Annotated in this window: 17 protein-coding genes; 15 read left to right on the top strand and 2 right to left on the bottom strand. The window is 75.2% G+C overall.

What is annotated here, in order from left to right:
* The first annotated feature begins 163 nt into the window (after positions 1-163).
* From IF651_RS12035 to dtd, 8 genes are read left to right on the top strand one after another with little or no spacing between them, the layout of a single operon-like run.
* Positions 164-775: a heme-binding beta-barrel domain-containing protein gene (locus IF651_RS12035; RefSeq protein ID WP_191829364.1), complete on the top strand. Its 612-nt coding sequence runs from the start codon at positions 164-166 to the stop codon at positions 773-775.
* Positions 776-824: 49 nt separating this feature from the next.
* Positions 825-1967 (top strand): CAF17-like 4Fe-4S cluster assembly/insertion protein YgfZ, encoded by a 1143-nt coding sequence (ygfZ, locus tag IF651_RS12040; protein WP_191829365.1) that lies wholly within the window; start codon positions 825-827, stop codon positions 1965-1967.
* A 7-nt stretch (positions 1968-1974) separates the two neighbouring features.
* Entirely contained in the window at positions 1975-3114 is a 1140-nt protein-coding gene (locus IF651_RS12045) for an FUSC family protein (RefSeq protein ID WP_191829366.1), read from the top strand.
* Positions 3115-3173: 59 nt separating this feature from the next.
* Positions 3174-3470: a type II toxin-antitoxin system Phd/YefM family antitoxin gene (locus IF651_RS12050; protein WP_191829367.1), complete on the top strand. Its 297-nt coding sequence runs from the start codon at positions 3174-3176 to the stop codon at positions 3468-3470.
* A gap of 9 nt (positions 3471-3479) precedes the next feature.
* A complete protein-coding gene (locus IF651_RS12055; RefSeq protein ID WP_191829368.1) occupies positions 3480-3938 on the top strand; it encodes a PIN domain-containing protein in 459 nt (152 codons plus the stop codon).
* Between the two features lie 9 nt (positions 3939-3947).
* Complete coding sequence (locus IF651_RS12060) at positions 3948-4289, top strand: DUF2516 family protein (RefSeq protein ID WP_338403927.1); 342 nt, start codon at positions 3948-3950, stop codon at positions 4287-4289.
* 5 nt (positions 4290-4294) lie between these two features.
* Entirely contained in the window at positions 4295-5350 is a 1056-nt protein-coding gene (locus tag IF651_RS12065) for an asparaginase (protein WP_338403928.1), read from the top strand.
* Positions 5347-5787: a D-aminoacyl-tRNA deacylase gene (gene dtd / locus IF651_RS12070; RefSeq protein WP_191829369.1), complete on the top strand. Its 441-nt coding sequence runs from the start codon at positions 5347-5349 to the stop codon at positions 5785-5787. Before IF651_RS12065 ends, dtd begins: the two co-directional genes overlap by 4 nt.
* A gap of 87 nt (positions 5788-5874) precedes the next feature.
* Here the strand turns inward: dtd and IF651_RS12075 are convergent, their stop codons facing one another.
* Positions 5875-6552, bottom strand: coding sequence for a peptidase (locus IF651_RS12075; RefSeq protein WP_191829370.1), 678 nt, complete (start codon positions 6550-6552; stop codon positions 5875-5877).
* A 210-nt stretch (positions 6553-6762) separates the two neighbouring features.
* Positions 6763-8568 (bottom strand): DUF4012 domain-containing protein, encoded by a 1806-nt coding sequence (locus IF651_RS12080; protein ID WP_191829371.1) that lies wholly within the window; start codon positions 8566-8568, stop codon positions 6763-6765.
* 177 nt (positions 8569-8745) lie between these two features.
* Between IF651_RS12080 and IF651_RS12085 the strand changes: the two genes are divergently transcribed.
* From IF651_RS12085 to IF651_RS12115, 7 genes are all read left to right on the top strand, one after another.
* Positions 8746-9321, top strand: a complete 576-nt coding sequence (locus IF651_RS12085; RefSeq protein WP_338403929.1) for an RNA polymerase sigma factor — start codon at positions 8746-8748, stop codon at positions 9319-9321.
* A 53-nt stretch (positions 9322-9374) separates the two neighbouring features.
* Complete coding sequence (locus IF651_RS12090; RefSeq protein ID WP_191829372.1) at positions 9375-10790, top strand: hypothetical protein; 1416 nt, start codon at positions 9375-9377, stop codon at positions 10788-10790.
* A gap of 194 nt (positions 10791-10984) precedes the next feature.
* Complete coding sequence (locus tag IF651_RS12095) at positions 10985-12202, top strand: inositol-3-phosphate synthase (protein WP_191829373.1); 1218 nt, start codon at positions 10985-10987, stop codon at positions 12200-12202.
* A complete protein-coding gene (locus IF651_RS12100) occupies positions 12199-13134 on the top strand; it encodes an SCO3242 family prenyltransferase (protein WP_338403930.1) in 936 nt (311 codons plus the stop codon). Before IF651_RS12095 ends, IF651_RS12100 begins: the two co-directional genes overlap by 4 nt.
* Positions 13131-14027 carry a sugar phosphate isomerase/epimerase family protein gene (locus IF651_RS12105; protein WP_338403931.1) on the top strand — a complete coding sequence of 299 codons (897 nt, stop codon included), beginning with the start codon at positions 13131-13133 and terminating at the stop codon, positions 14025-14027. The genes IF651_RS12100 and IF651_RS12105 overlap by 4 nt, the downstream gene beginning before the upstream one ends.
* Positions 14024-14695, top strand: a complete 672-nt coding sequence (locus IF651_RS12110) for an EboA domain-containing protein (RefSeq protein WP_191829374.1) — start codon at positions 14024-14026, stop codon at positions 14693-14695. The genes IF651_RS12105 and IF651_RS12110 overlap by 4 nt, the downstream gene beginning before the upstream one ends.
* The gene (locus IF651_RS12115; protein WP_191829375.1) at positions 14695-15573 is read left to right on the top strand and encodes a TatD family hydrolase; all 879 of its coding nucleotides are present in this window, start codon (positions 14695-14697) and stop codon (positions 15571-15573) included. Before IF651_RS12110 ends, IF651_RS12115 begins: the two co-directional genes overlap by 1 nt.
* Positions 15574-15580: the final 7 nt, after the last annotated feature.

Consider the following 15580-nt stretch of genomic DNA (forward strand, 5'->3'; position numbering starts at 1 on the left):
GTAGGATCTGACCCCATGAGCCCGCACACTCTCGAGCTGATCTTCCTCGGACTCCTCCTCGCGGCGACGGTGACCATCATGTGGTTCGCCGGCTACGTCGTCTACAAGCTCTACCGGGGACAGCGGTGACCTCGTCCCGACCCGCCGCCCGGAGGTAGCGACCGTGCCGTTCGAGTTCCCGGAGGGCCTCGCGCCCGAGGTGTACCCGCTCGCCTGGCTCGTCGGCCGGTGGCGCGGCGAGGGCCGCATCAGTTACCCCGGCATCGAGGAGAAGGCCTTCGTCCAGGACCTCGTGCTCGACCACGACGGCGGCCCCTACCTGCGGTACGAGTCGACGCTGCGCGTCGTCCACGACCCTGCGGACCCCGCCGACCCCACGGACGCCGCTCCGGAGGACGGCGGCTGGCCCGAGCGCGACCCCGCGGCGCTGGACGCCGCCGCGTCGACCGGGGACGTCTGGTCCACCGAGACGGGCTACTGGCGCGTGTCCACCGAGCGGCCCGCGGAGCTGGAGGCCGACCGGCACCCGGTCGAGGTCCTGCTCGCGGACCCTGCCGGTCGGGTCTCGGTCTATCTCGGGGCGGTCGGCAACGGCCGCGTGGACCTGGCGAGCGACCTGATCGCGCGCACCTCGACGGCGTCGGACGTCACGGCGTCCAAGCGGCTGTTCGGCCTCGTCGAGGGCCGGCTGCTGTGGGTGTGGGAATTGGCGGCCTTCGGCGAACCGTTGCAGTCGTACGCGTCCGCGCGGCTCGACCGCCGCCCGGCAGACTGACGCAGATCGACGCGCTGCCCCTCACCCGGGCGACGACCGAGGAGGAACTGTGACCACCGGATACACCAGCCCGCTGCTCCACCGCCACGGCGCCGTCGCGGCGTCCGGCGTCGACGAGGGCGTCGCCTGGCACTACGGCGACCCGACGGGGGAGCAGCGTGCGCTGCAGACCGGCGGCGCCGTCGTCGACCAGTCCCACCTGGGCGTGGTCCGCGTGGCCGGCCCGGACCGCCTGAGCTGGCTCCACTCCATCACCTCCCAGGACCTCGCGAGCCTCGCGCCCCGCACGTCCACCGAGCTGCTGGTCCTGTCCCCGCAGGGGCACGTCGAGCACGCCGCCGCGGTCGTCGACGACGGCGAGGCCACGTGGCTCGTCACCGAGCGGTCGCACGCGCCGGACCTCGCCGCCTGGCTCGACCGCATGAAGTTCATGCTGCGGGTCGAGATCACCGACGCCACCGACTCCTACGCGGCGCTCGGGGAGCCGGTCGACGCCGAGGGCGTCGACGGGGAGCCCGTCACGTGGCGCGACCCGTGGCCCCGCGTGACCGGTGGCGGGACCCGGTACGGCCCGCCGGAGGAGGATCACCCCGGCCAGGACCGCGCCTGGCGGCTCGTCCTCGTCCCGCGCGCGGAGCTCGAGGCCGCGGTGAGCGCGCGCGAGGCCGCCGGGTGGCGGCTCGCCGGCACGTGGGCGAGCGAGGCGCTGCGCGTGGAGGCGTGGCGCCCGCGGCTCGGGACCGAGGTCGACCACCGGTCGATCCCGCACGAGACCGACTGGCTGCGGACCGCCGTCCACCTGCACAAGGGGTGCTACCGCGGGCAGGAGACGATCGCGCGCGTGCACAACCTCGGCAGGCCCCCGCGCCGTCTGGTCATGCTGCACCTGGACGGGTCCGGTCACTTGTTGCCTGCCGGGGGCGCGGAGGTGTCTCTCGACGGTCGCGCGGTGGGCGCCGTGACGACGGTCGCGCGCCACCACGAGCTCGGCCCCGTCGCGCTGGCCGTGGTCAAGCGCGGCACCCCCGAGGACGCGGTGCTGCTCGTCGAGTGCGACGGCGGCGAGATCAGCGCGGGGCAGGAGGTCGTGGTGCCCGGCGAGGGCGTCTCGGCGGACCGGCCGGCTCCTCGTGCACAGGTGGCGCGCGGCCTGACCCCCCGCGGCGAGGGTGCTCCGACGAGCATGCTGTGAGTCACGGATGACGGCGCCGGACGCCGAGCCCGCCCGGGCGGCGGCCGATGCCGCCCGTACGGCCTGGCGTCGCCTGCTCCTGCGCGCGCGGTTGCGCCAGGGCGGGTCCCGGGTGCACGCGGCGTTCTGGCCGGTCGTCCAGGCTTCCGCCGCGGCCGGGATCGCCTTCGCCATCGCGCGGTACGGGCTCGGGCACCCGGCGCCGTTCTTCGCGCCGGTCGCGGCCTGGATCTGCCTCGGCTTCAGCCAGGACCGTCAGCTGCGGCGCGTCCTGGAGGTCGCGGTCGGCGTCGCGATCGGCGTCGGGCTCGGCGACCTGGTCGTCCATGCGATCGGCTCGGGCTGGTGGCAGGTCTCCGTCGTCCTGGCGATCTCCGCGCTGGCGGCGAGGTTCCTCGACCGCGGCGTGATGCTCACGACCCAGGCGGGCGTGCAGTCGATCGTCATCGTCGGGCTCCCGGCCGTCGCGACCGGCGGCCCGCTCGGCCGCTGGACCGACGCGCTCGTGGGCGGTGCGGTCGCCCTCGTCGTCGCGGCGCTGACGCCGGGGGACCCGCGCCGTCGCCCCCGCGCTCTCGGTGCCGAGGCGACGGCGGAGCTCGCACAGGTCCTCGAGACGCTCGCGCGGGGGCTCCGCGAGCGAGACCGGGCCGACCTCGAGGCCGCGCTCGTCGGAGGCCGGGCGTCCGAGGGCACGCTCGAGGAGTGGCAGTCGGCCGCGACGTCGGCGCGCGAGCTCGCACGGGTCACCGCGGCAGGGCGTCCGCGACGCGAGGAGCTCGGGGAGCTCGAGCGGCAGGCGGTCCTCGTGGACCGCGCGATGCGCAGCGTCCGGGTCCTCGCGCGCCGCTGCCTCCCGGTCGCCGACGGAGCCGACGACCGCGACCTCGCGCCGGTCGCGGACCTGGTCGCGCGCTTCGCTGCCGGCACGAGCGTGCTCGCGGAGGCGATCGGTGCGGGACGCGACCCCGCGGTCGCGCGCGAGGTGCTGATCGAGACGGCTCGCGGCGCCGACCCGCACGTCGTGGGCGCCGGCGACTGGCAGGTCCAGTCGCTCGTCATGCTGCTCCGCTCGCCGCTCGTGGACGTCCTCGAGGCGGCCGCGGAGACGCCCGAGCAGGCCCGGGACGCGCTGCCCGAGCTGTAGGGGACCAGAACCGATGTTTCACCCTGCGCGGGGGGCGCGGGCCCCGGTACGGTCAGGGGATGGACGTCGCCGTCAGCGCTCTCCGGGCCGAGCTGAAGTCGTGGATCGAGCGGGCGAGGGCCGGTGAGGAGATCGTCGTGACCGAGCGCGGCATCCCGGTGGCGCGGCTCACGGGAGTCTCGACGACCGACCTCGTGACGGAGCTGACGCGTGACGGCGTGCTGACGTCTCCGCACGTCGAGCGTCCGGTCCGGGAGGTCGCGTCGACCGAGGCGGTGCGGCCCACCGTGGCGGCGGACCATCGCACCGCCCGCTCGTCCGGCGTGGCGGCGCTCGTGCGCCGCATCCGGCGCTGAGAGGACGACGTGGCCCTCGTCTACTTCGACGCGAGCGCGCTCGTCAAGCTCTGCGTCCCCGAGCCGGGCGCAGGGCTGGCCTCCCGCCTGTGGAACCGGGCGGACGTCGTCGTGACGAGTCGGCTCGCCGACACCGAGCTGCGGGCGGCGCTCGCGGCGGGGCTCCGCGCGGGCCTTCTCGACCCCGTGGCCCACGCGGACGCGCTGGGGACGTGGACCGCGTTGTGGCCGGCGCTGCACGTCGTCGAGCTGACCGGTGCGGTGGCCGCGCGGGCGGCCGACATGGTCGGCCACCGGCCGGGCACGCGGTCATCGCCGGGCCTGCGCAGCAACGACGCCGTGCACGTCGCGAGCGCGCTGGCGGTCGCGCACGACGACACGCTCGTGGCCGCGTGGGACCCGGTCGTCGCGGCCGGTGCTCGGGGCGCCGGTCTGCGCGTGGTTCCCGAGCCGCCCGCCAGAACGTAGGCTCGGGCCGTGTTCGGAATCGTCGGGTCCCTCCAGTGGATCATCTACCTGCTCCTGACCCTCGTGGTCTTCGCCACGCAGGTCTTCGCGCTGGTCGACGCCGTGCGGCGGCCCGCGAGCGCGTTCACCGCGGAGGGAAAGCTGTCCAAGCCGATCTGGCTCACGATCCTGGGGGTGGCGGCGGCGCTCGGCTTCCTGTCGCTGCCGCTCGGTGGGCCGAACCTCGGGTTCATCGGGATCATCGCCGTCGTGGCGGCCATCGTCTACCTCGTCGACGTGCGTCCGCGCCTGCAGCCCTACGGCAACGGCCGTGGGCGCGGGACGGGCGGCGGACGCCCGGGCGGCTGGTGACCGCGGTGGGGACGCCCGGGGGCACGGCGCGCGCCGCCGTGGCACGCCGTGCCGTCGAGCTCGCGGAGGTCCTCCGCGGCGACCTCGTCGAGTCCGTGCACCTGGGGCACCTCGTGCTCCTGGGCGCGACCGTCGCCGGGTCCGGCGACCCGGACGGTCCTCCCGCCGAGGAGCTCGTCCTGGGCGACGCCGACGCGGTGGTCTGGCCGCGCTCGAGCGTCAAGCCGTTCCAGGCGGCCGCGATGGTGCGGCACGGCCTGGACCTGCCGCCGCGCCTCCTCGCCCTGGCGGCCGCGAGCCACGGCGGCGAGCCGGCGCACCTCGCCGGCGTGCGAGAGATCCTCGCCGGTGCGGGGCTCGACGAGTCCTCCTTGCAGAACACTCCCGACATGCCGCTGCACGCCCCGTCGGCGCTCGCGTGGCAGCTCGAGCACCGGGGACCTGCGTCGATCACGCAGAACTGCTCGGGCAAGCACGCGGCGATGCTCGCGACGTGCGTCGTCGCCGGGTGGGACACGTCGACCTACCTCGAGCCCGACCACCCGCTGCAGGTCGCCGTCCGACGCGCGGTCGCCGAGCTCACGGACGTCCCCGTCGACCACGCGACCGTCGACGGCTGCGGTGCGCCGCTCTTCTCGACGACCGTGCGCGGGCTCGCCCGAGGGTTTGCCCGGATCGCGTCGGCGCCGTCGCGCGCGCCCGGCTCGCCCGAGGCACAGGTCGCGGTCGCGATGTCCGCGTTCCCCGAGATGGTGGGCGGCCAGGGTCGAGACGCGACGATCGCGATGCGCGCCGTCCCCGGGCTCGTCGCCAAGGACGGTGCGGACGGTGTCTACGGCGCGGGACTGCCGGACGGTCGCGCCCTCGCCTTCAAGGTGCTCGACGGAGCGTCGCGCCCCCGGCCCGCGCTGCTCGTCGCCGCGCTGCGGCGACTGCGTGCGGACTCCCTGCCCGGGGTCGACGGCGCGGCGCTGGACGATCTCGGTGACGTCCCCGTGCACGGCGGCGGGCGGACCGTCGGCGCGGTCCGTGCCGTGCTCGACCAGGTCGCCGACGCGTGAGGGCGGTCGTGCAGCGCGTCGCGCACGCGAGCGTGAGCGTCGTGGGCGAGGACGGCACGGCGCAGGTCGTCGGGGCGATCGGCCGGCCGGGGCTGCTCGCGCTCGTCGGCGTCACGCACGACGACGGCGAGGTCCAGGTCGAGACCATCGCGCGCAAGATCGCCGAGCTGAGGATCCTCACGGGAGAGCGGTCCGTCCTGGACGAGGGCGCACCCGTGCTCGTCGTCAGCCAGTTCACGCTCTACGCCGACACGAAGAAGGGTCGCCGCCCGTCGTGGAACGGCGCCGCGCCGGGCCCCGTCGCCGAACCCCTGGTCGACGCGGTCGTCGAGCGTCTGCGGGGACGCGGGGTGGAGGTGGCGACCGGTCGGTTCGGCGCCCACATGGCCGTCGAGCTGGTCAACGACGGCCCGGTGACGCTGGTCCTCGAGGCCTGAGCGGGTCGGCGGGTGCTCAGGCGCGGGCGCACCACGCCACCGAGCCCGGTGCGGTCGCATCGACGGACGGCGACGCCCGTCGAGGGGTCAGCCCCGGCGGGTACGGCGCGCCAGCAGGACGACGACGGCGCCGAGAGCGGCGAGGCCGGCCGCGATCGCGGCGTACATCCCGACCGTCGCGCCCGTCGCGGCGAGGCTCGGGTTCTCCTCGGTGTAGGTGACGGGCGTCGCCGGGGGCGGCGTCGACCCGTCCGGCGGGGGCGTCTCTCCCGGCGGGTTGGTCGCGCAGTCCGGCGACGACGGCGGGTAGTCGACGGTCGCGACCGTCTCGGGGTTCACCTGGAACAGGACGTCCACGGACGGGCGGACCCAGTCGAACTCGTCGCCCTCGACCCACGTGTCGCCCTCGAGGCGCCAACCGGGCCAGTCGATCCCCTGTCCGTCCGGTCCCGCGACGGCGCCCGGCCACGGCACGCGCCCCGTCAGGGGCAGGTCCGCCTCGACGACGTCGTCCCCGTCCGGGTTGAGCCACGTGATGGTGACCGTGTCGTTGTCGGTCCCCGTGACGTCGACCTCGTACCGCAGGTACGGCACGTCGCCGTCGCAGATCGGGTCGAGGATGCTGAGCTGGATCGTCGGCTCCTCGGGGACGTAGACGTCGTCCGCCGCAGCCGCCGCTGAACCGGCCAGCACCGCTGCCGCGCTCGCGGCCACGGTCGCGACGAGCGACCGCGTGATCGCGCGTCGTGATCTGGACCTGCTCATGGCTGGATTCCCGTCTCGAGTTCGTATGACGTGCTGTGTGACGAGGGAGCCCGGAAGGGGTCCTTCTGATGCTGTTCGGCATGCACCTCGGATGCCGACCACACTAGCGATGTTGCGCCCCGACCTGGACGATCGTCCGGGTGAAAACGTGGCGACGCCACGCATCGTGACCGGTCCGTGACACGAATTCACCCCGGGCGCGCGCCGCAGCTATCCGCAGGGCGCGACGTCGAGCGTGCGGAGCCCGCCCGCGCGCGCCGTCGGGGTGCTCCAGACGTCGACCTGCCCGTCGCCCGTACCGAGGACCGGGGACGTGCGGGCGGGCGTCACGGTGCTGAAGGTGAGCGCGACGGACTCGCCCGGTGCGAGGTCCTGCATGACCGACCGGGCGGCTCGGCCGGCGATCATCGCGGGTTGCGCGGGTGCCGGTTCCTCGCCGACCTGGATGTCCGTGAGCCAGCCGCCGTGCGGCGCGTAGAGCACGACGAACGTCCGCGTGACCCCGGGTGCGACCCGGTCGGCGCCACCGCCCGTCACGTACCAGGGGAGGTCCGCCGCGTCGTCCGGCGCCGTCGACGCGAGCGCGACGGTGAACGTGTCGACCCGACCGGCCGCCGTGCACGTGCTCTCGGTGAGCGTGATCTCGTGGTCGAGGTAGTAGCTCATCTTCCCGCCGGTGCCGTCGTTGAAGAAGACGCCGATCGAGTCGCGCGCGCGGTCCGCCGTCTCGATGTCGCCCGCGACGACGGTCCCGGTCAGCCGCTCCTGCTCGTCGGGGTGCGCCGACCACACGAGGAGGCGGTGCTCGTCGGCGCTGCGCACCAGCGCGTCCGACGCGACCCCCAGGTCGACGTCGCCCGCGAGGAACGTGCTCATGACCTGGGCGGAGACCGCCGCGAAGAACGCGTCGGACGCGTCGCCGCCGCCGTAGTCCGCGTAGACGTCCGAGAGCAGCGTCCGCACGACGTTCTCCGAGTCGACCGTCCGCCCGTCGACCTCGATCGGACCCGTCGCCTCGAGCAGGTAGGACAGCGCGACGGGGTCCGTCGCGACCACGCCGTCGACCGCCTCGTCCTGCGAGCGCAACCACATCTCGGCGGTCAGGGCGGCCGCGGTGGGGAAGTCGGGCGTGAGCGTCGTGTCCTGGAGGAACCGGCCCACCCGGTCGGTGTAGAGCTGCTCTACCCCCGGGTCGAGCGGGAGCACGGGCGCGTCGAAGATCGGGATCTCGCCCGTCGGGACCTGACGCTCGAGCGTGACCTTCCCGTCGTCGACGGTCACGAGGGCGAGCGCGCCCGGGATCCCGCCGGTCGCACGCAGCTCCGCGTTGTTCTGGGCGAGCACGAGGTACCGGCGGGGTCCGTCGGCGCCGAGCATGACGGGCCCGAGGCTCGTCACCCGGTCGGCGGTCCGCACGGTCGGCCGCAGCTCGTCGGTCGCCGCGACGAGCTGCGCGAACGGGGCCGCGGTCTCGGCGTGCAGGTCGGCGGGCTCGACCGTGGCGAGGCGCGCGTCGATCGCGTCGAAGGTCGAGGCCGCGTCCGCCATGACGGGTGCGGCGTCCTCCAGCGGGGCCAGGTCGACGCCGTCGGGCGTCAGCGTGAGCGCGCCACCGCCGACCACGCCCGCGACCTCGGCGAGCGACGGCAGCACGACGGCGGCGAGGTCGTCCGCGGTCGCCGACGCGACCGCCACCGCGTGCACGTCCGCCCCGACGAGCGGCGCGTGCGCGGCGAGGGCCCACAGGGGCCCGTCGGTGCTGGACCGGGCAGTCGCCGTGTGCCCCTGGACGCGGTCGAGGACGGCCGTGGCCGTCTCGAGGTCGCCCGTGCTCGCGGCGTCCTGCGCGGCGGGCACCTCGGTCAACGCCTCGGTGAGCGCGGCGCGTGCGGTGAGGGCGTCGCGGGCGAAGAGGCCGACGGCGACGAGCGCCGCCACGACGAGCGCGAGGACGGTCCAGCCCACCCAGCGGTGTCGGCGGCGTGCGCGCCCGGTCCCGGACGTCGTCGTGCTCATGGGCCTCAGGGTAGGTCGTCGGAGGGTGGGAGGATCACCCCCTCGTCGGATCCGAGCGGGTGATTGTGCGCGTGCAAGGGACGGCGGGCCGATGACACAGTGCAGGCAGGTGCGGATGACGAGCACGCCTCCGCCGGCTGCTCCGACCGCAGGCTGCGCCATCGACGAGGAGACGCCGTGACGACCCAGGCCACACCCGGGCCCCTGCCGAGTGGTGGCGCCCGCGACCGGGCGTGGTTCGACGCGCTCTTCACCGCGCACTCGACCGCGCTGTACCGGTACCTCCGCCGTCGCCTCCCGGCCGCCCACGGTGGGAGCACGCAGGACGCGGAGGACCTCGTCGCGGAGGTCCTGGTCGTGGCGTGGCGGCGTCGCGAGGACGTGCCCGACGGCGCCGAGCTTCCCTGGCTCTACCGGACGGCCGGCTTCCTGCTCGCCAACCATCGCCGTCGGGTCCGGGCGCTCCCGGTCGCCGAGCTCCCGCAGGACGCGGACGACGCGGCCGACGTCGAGCACGTGGTGGTCCAGGACGACGTCGTCCGGCGTGCCCTGGCGGCCCTGTCGCCGCGCGACCGGCGGATCCTGCTCCTGCACGCGTGGGAGGGGGTGACCGGGGACGACCTCGCCCTCGCCCTCGGGATCTCGCGCGGTGGTGCGGACGCGGCACTCTCCCGTGCCCGCGCCCGGCTGCGCACGGTCTGGGCGGACGCGCAGGACGACGCACCCGTCTCGACGCAAGCCACCGCGCCCTGACGACACACACCGGGTGGACGGGCGACCGGCCACCGGAGACGTAGGAGAGCGTGATGACGACATCGGACCCGAGCGGGACCGCGGACGAGCCGACCACCGCCCAGCCGGGGGCGGAGGAGCCGACCCCTGACGGATCGAGCCCGGACGAGGCGTTCGCGAGGCTGCGCGCGGCCGACCCCGCGTCCGTGGACGAACCGGACGCGGACGCGATCGCGGCAGCCGTCGCGGCCCGCCTGGTCACCGGCGACGACCTCGCCGGGCGCCGGGCGGAGCGTGTGCGACGTCGGGCGCCGTGGCAGGTCGCGGCGGCCGTCGCGGGCGCGGTGGCCCTCGGTGGTGGCGGGTACGCGCTCGGTGCGGGTGCGGCGGGTCCGTCGAGCACGTCGGACGCGGCGGTCGTGGGTGAGGTGGCGCAGCTGGACGGGCCGATCCGGCTCGAGTCCTCGATCGAGACCGGAGCGTCCGCCGCCGCGGGCGACGACGCGGGCGGTCCCCGGGCGAGCGGTCCGGCGGAGTCGACGGTCGCGGGGACGAGCGCGGACTCGACGACCGCGGGCCCGTGGTGGGGGCGCACGGTGTTCCACCAGGAGGGCCTGTCGACGCAGGGCGACAGCGCCGAGGGCTGGGCGTACGACGCCGCAGGGGTCTTCTCGCCGGAGACGGCGCAGCGGGCCGCGGACGTGCTGGGTGTCGAGGGCGCGGTGCGCGAGGACTACGGGTCCCTCGCGCTGGGCTCGCCGGACTGGACCGGACCGGCGCTCACGCTCGCACCGGACGGCCTCGCGAGCCTGAGCTTCAGCGACCCGACCGGGGACCCGTGGAGCTGCGCCGAGCAGGTCGTGGGCGAGGACGCCGCCACCGAGGGGGACTGCGCCCGACGTGACCTCGGGGCGGCACCCGCTCCCGACGAGGCGGTCGGGGACCTGCGGGGGACGCTCGTCGAGCTCGGTGTCGACGTGGACGCGTACGAGCTGGTCGGCTCTGAGCAGGACGGCGGCGACGTCCGGGTCACGAACGTGACCGCGCACGAGGTGGTCGACGGTCAGCGCACGGGGGTCACCTGGGACGCGTCCTACGCAGGAACGGGGCTGTTCCAGCTCTACGGTCCGCTCGCTCCGCGCGTGGACCTCGGCGGGTACGACGTCGTGAGCCCGGCCGAGGCGGTCGGACGGCTCGGCGACCCACGGTTCGCGTCCGGGGGCCCGGTCGCCTACGCCGAGACGCTGCGCACGTCGATGCCGACGGAAGGCCGGACACCCACCGTGCCACCGACGGTCGGCGCCGGGAGCCCGATCGCCTGGCCGGTCGCGGACGTGACGATCGCGGACGCGCGGCTGGGCCTCGCCGTCCAGTACCAGCCCGACGGCGCGGCGGTCCTCGTCCCGGCGTACGAGCTGTCCGACGCCCAGGGCACGACGTGGTCGGTCGTCGCGGTGGCGGACGACCAGCTCGACTTCTCGACGGACTGACCCCTGTCGCGCCGGTCGGCCGACCGGCGCGATAGGCTTCTGCTGCGGACCACGCCACTGATCGAAGAAGTACGTTCTCTTTTGATTGACCTTCGACAAAAGTGTGACTAGGGTCGCAGCGGACGTCGGCACCGATGCCGCCGTCGCACGCAGACGTCGCGTTCCGGCGCGTCGTCGAAGGACCGGGAGCGACGATGCACCACCACAACGCAGGGCGGACAGGGATCTGGTTCGTCGGGGCCCGAGGGTCGGTCGCGACGACCGCGACGCTCGGGCTCGCCGCCATCGCGGACGGGCATGCCGCACCGACGGGGTGCGTGACCGCCGCGGAGCCGTTCGCGTCCGCACCGCTCCCCGAGTTCGCCGACCTCGTCGTCGGCGGTCACGACGTCTCCGACGTGTCGATGCTCAAGCACGCCGAGCTGCTCGTCGAGGCGGGGATGATCGCCCCGCGGCTGCTGACCGCGGCACACAACGCGCTCGAGCGTGCCGACGCCGAGGTGCGGCACGGGTACGACCCGCGCGACGCGGAGCAGCAAGCAGGTCCGGGCGGAGCGCGCGAGTCCCAGCAGGCCGCGGCCGAGCGCCTCGCCGCCGACATCGTCGACTTCCGTGACCGGCACGACCTCGCGCGCGTCGTCGTCGTCGACCTCGCCTCGACCGAGCCGCTGCCGGAGCCGGTCCCCGAGTTCACCGACCGCGCGCTGCTGCTCGCAGCGCTCGCGGACCCGGACCGCGCCGTCCTGCCGGCGAGCTCGGTCGTCGCGTACGCCGCGATCCTCGCGGGCGCCCCCTACGCAGGGTTCACGCCCTCGGCGAGCATGGCGCTGCCGGTGCTGGTCGACCTCGCCGCCGAGCGGGGCGTCCCGTTCGCCGGCCAGGACGGCAAGACCGGGCAGACGTGGTTGCGCACGATCCTCGCGCCGGCGTTCGCCGCGCGCGGGCTGCGCGTCCTGTCGTGGGCCGGCACGAACCTCCTCGGTGGGGGCGACGGCGCGACGCTCGCCGACCCCGAGGCCGTCCGCAGCAAGCTCGCGTCCAAGTCGCGGGGTCTGCAGGACCTCACGGGGAGCCGCGTGACACCGCTGCACATCGACAACGTGCCCGACCTGGGCGACATCAAGGTCGCGTGGGACCACGTCCACGTCGAGGGGTTCCTCGGCTCGCGGCTGACGCTGCAGACCACGTGGTCCGCGCACGACTCGATGCTCGCCGCACCCCTCGTGCTCGACCTCGCGCGTCTGCTCGCGCTCGCCGACGCCGCCGGCCAGGGTGGGCCGGTCGCCGAGCTCGGCTTCTTCTTCAAGGACCCGTGGGGGAGCGGCGTGCACGACTTCGCGGCCCAGACCGTCGCGCTCGCCGACTGGGTCCGCACGACGGCGGAGGCTGTCGCGGAGGCCCCACGGTCGTGAGCGCGCCGACCCTGCGCGATCATCTCGACCTGGTCCGTGCGCCCGCCGTCCTGTCCGTCGTCGGCGACACGCTCGCCGGGGCCGCCGCCGCGGGGCACCGCCCGACGCCGCGTCGCGCTCTCCTCCCGCTCGCGTCCGCGTGCCTGTACGCGGGCGGCATGGCGCTCAACGACTACGCCGACCGTCATCTCGACGCGCTCGAGCGGCCCGAGCGGCCGATCCCGTCCGGTCGCGTCACACCCCGCCGCGCGCTCGCCGTCGCGACGGGCCTGACGGCCGGCGGCATCGCGCTCGCCGTGGCCGGGGGAGGGCGGCGCGCGCTGCCGGTGGTGCTCCCGCTCGCCGCGAGCGTGTGGACGTACGACACCGTCGCCAAGGAGTCGCCCGCCGGCCCGCTCGTGATGGCGGCGTGCCGTGGGCTCGACGTCCTTCTCGGTGCGGGCGTCGGCCACCTCCGCGCTGCGGCGCCCGCCGCGGCGACCCTGGCCGTGCACACCGCGGGCGTGACCGTCCTGTCCCGGGGAGAGGTGCACGGCACGACGGCGCCCGTCGCGACGACCGTCGCGGCCGGCACGCTCGCCGTGGCCGGGTCGGTCGTCCTCGGTGCGGTGCGCGCGGCGTCGGGCGCGCGGACCCTCGGGGAGGGCCCGGGGCTGCGTCGCGCCCGGCTCGCGGTGTCGGTCGCCGCCACGGCCGCCTACGCCGCGACGTGCCTGCCCCGCCAGGTCGACGCCGCGCAGGCGCCGACCGCGGACCACGCCCGGACCGCCACGCGGTCGGGGATCCGCGCGATGCTGCCGCTGCAGGCCGCGTGGGCGGCGCGCGGGGGCCACCTCCCGTCGGTCGCGGTCCTGGCGGGCGTCGAGGTCGCCGGCCGGTTCGTGCGGCGCGCGTCGCGTCGACCGGGTCGCGTCGAGATGAGCGAGACGTGAACAGCGCGCACCCCATGCCGTTCACGCTCGGCTACGGCACCAACGGCTTCACCGACCACCCGCTCGAGGTGACGCTCGACGTGCTCGAGAGCGAGGGCTACGGTGCGGTCGCGCTCACGCTCGGGTTCCCGCACCTCGACCCGTTCGCCGAGGGCTGGCGCGAGAGCGTCGACACGCTGCGAGCCCGCCTGGACGCCCGGCGCGACGGCGCCGGGATGCGGGTCGTCGTCGAGACCGGGACGCGCTTCCTGCTCGACCCCTACCGCAAGCACCGCCCGACGCTCGTCGACGACGAGGCGACGACGCGGCTGCGGTTCATGGAGCGCGCCGTCGAGATCGCGGCAGCGCTCGACGCGGAGTGCGTCTCGTTCTTCTCGGGCGTCCTGCCAGCCGGCGCGTCCGAGGCCGACGGGTGGGCACGGCTGCGCGACCGGCTGCCCGGGCTCGTGGCCCACGCGCGCTCGCACGGCGTGCGCCTGTCGCTCGAGCCCGAGCCCGGCATGCTCGTCGAGACGGTCGCCGACGCCCTGCGCCTGCGCGACGAGATCGGCGGTCCGCCGGAGCTGGGGGTCACGGTCGACGTCGGGCACTGCCTCGTCGTCGAGCCCGACGGCGTCGTGGGTGCGCTGCACGCCGCCGGGCCGCACCTCGCGAACGTGCAGCTCGACGACATGCCGCCCACGCACCACGAGCACCGTCCGTTCGGCGAGGGCGAGATCGACCTGCCGCTCGTCCTCGCGACGCTCGCCGACGTCGGCTACACGGGCGTCGCGGCCGTCGAGCTGCCCCGCCACTCCTACGACGCCCCGGGCCTCGCGCACCGCAGCATGACAGCGCTGCACACGGCCTGGACGGACCGAGACAGCAAGCGAGACACCCTGGAGGCGCCATGACGGACGACGACCGCTGGCTCGACGACGCCCTCGCCGAGGTCGCCCGGGACCCGGCCTCCGCGCCGCGACTGTTCGCGGTCGCCGGACGCAAGGTCGGGCGCTCGCCGCTGCGTCCGGGGTCGGATCCCGCAGGGATCGTGCACGGGACCGTCGACGACGCGGCACGTGCCCGGCTCGTCGCCGCGCTCGCGGGCACGCTCGGCACGGGGCCCGCGTTCGCCGCACGCCTCGCGGACCTCTACGGCCACGGGGACACGGCGGAGCGCCGGGGCGTCCTGCGCGGGCTCGACGCGCTGACCGAGCGCGGCACGCTCGTGGGCGAGCAGGCGCAGGACGTCGTCGTGGTGGGCCGCGAGCTCGCCGCGGACGCGCTGCGGACCAACGACCAGAGCCTCGTCGCGGCGGCGGTGGGACCGTTCGCGGCGGCGCACCTCGACCAGCACGCGTGGCGGCACGCGGTGCTCAAGCTCGTGTTCATGGGCGTGAGCCTCGACGCCGTCGCCGGGCTCGACGACCGCGCGGACGACGAGCTCGCGCGCATGGCACGCGACTTCGCGGCCGAACGGCGCGCCGCGGGACGCACCGTGCCCGACGACGTCGCCCGCGTCGCCCCCGACCTGGCCCCCGGTCCTGCCGGACAGACCTCGAACCCCGAGAGGACCGCCTGATGCGCATCTTCGACCCCCACATCCACATGACGAGCCGCACGACGGACGACTACGAGGCGATGTACGCCGCGGGCGTGCGGGCGATCGTCGAGCCCGCCTTCTGGCTGGGTCAGCCGCGCACGAACGTCGGGTCTTTCCTCGACTACTTCGACGCGCTGCTCGGCTGGGAGCGGTTCCGGGCCGCGCAGTTCGGCATCCGCCACCACGCCACGATCGGCCTCAACCCCAAGGAGGCGAACGACGCGCGCTGCCGCGAGGTGCTCGACGAGATCCCGCGCTACCTGCTCAAGGACGGTGTCGTGGCGGTGGGCGAGCTCGGGTACGACTCGATGACGCCCGAGGAGGACGAGGTCTTCGCGCGCCAGCTCCGGATGGCGCGCGACGTCGAGCTGCCCGTGCTCGTGCACACCCCGCACCGCGACAAGCTCGCGGGCACCCGGCGCACGCTCGACGTCGTGCGCGAGTCCGGCCTGCCGTCCGAGCACGTGCTCGTCGACCACCTCAACGAGACCAACGTCGCGCTGGTGCGTGACGCCGGTGCCTGGGCGGGGTTCTCGATCTACCCCGACACCAAGATGGACGAGGACCGCATGGTCGCGATCCTGAAGGAGCACGGGACGGAGCGGATGATCGTCAACTCGGCCGCGGACTGGGGCCGCTCGGACCCGCTGAAGACCCTGAAGACCGGGCGTGCGATGCTCGCCGCAGGCTTCTCCGACGACGACGTGGACCTGGTGCTGTGGCGCAACCCGGTCGAGTTCTACGGGCAGTCGGGCAACCTCGTGCTGGACCCGGTGCCCGGCTTCGTCGAGGGCGACCTCCCGACGCCCGGCGTCGAGTTCGAGGGCTCGTCCGTGCTGCGCGGCGCGCGGGCCTGACGGCGCC

Source organism: Cellulosimicrobium arenosum, assembly GCF_014837295.1.
Taxonomy (GTDB): Bacteria; Actinomycetota; Actinomycetes; order Actinomycetales; family Cellulomonadaceae; genus Cellulosimicrobium; species Cellulosimicrobium arenosum.

Coding starts and splice junctions, on each gene's coding strand:
- IF651_RS12045 (WP_191829366.1), top strand. CDS start 1,975: ATGACGGCGCCGGACGCCGAGCCCGCCCGGGCGGCGGCCGATGCCGCC.
- IF651_RS12050 (WP_191829367.1), top strand. CDS start 3,174: ATGGACGTCGCCGTCAGCGCTCTCCGGGCCGAGCTGAAGTCGTGGATC.
- IF651_RS12075 (WP_191829370.1), bottom strand. CDS start 6,552: ATGAGCAGGTCCAGATCACGACGCGCGATCACGCGGTCGCTCGTCGCG.
- IF651_RS12080 (WP_191829371.1), bottom strand. CDS start 8,568: ATGAGCACGACGACGTCCGGGACCGGGCGCGCACGCCGCCGACACCGC.
- IF651_RS12090 (WP_191829372.1), top strand. CDS start 9,375: ATGACGACATCGGACCCGAGCGGGACCGCGGACGAGCCGACCACCGCC.
- IF651_RS12095 (WP_191829373.1), top strand. CDS start 10,985: ATGCACCACCACAACGCAGGGCGGACAGGGATCTGGTTCGTCGGGGCC.
- IF651_RS12110 (WP_191829374.1), top strand. CDS start 14,024: ATGACGGACGACGACCGCTGGCTCGACGACGCCCTCGCCGAGGTCGCC.
- IF651_RS12115 (WP_191829375.1), top strand. CDS start 14,695: ATGCGCATCTTCGACCCCCACATCCACATGACGAGCCGCACGACGGAC.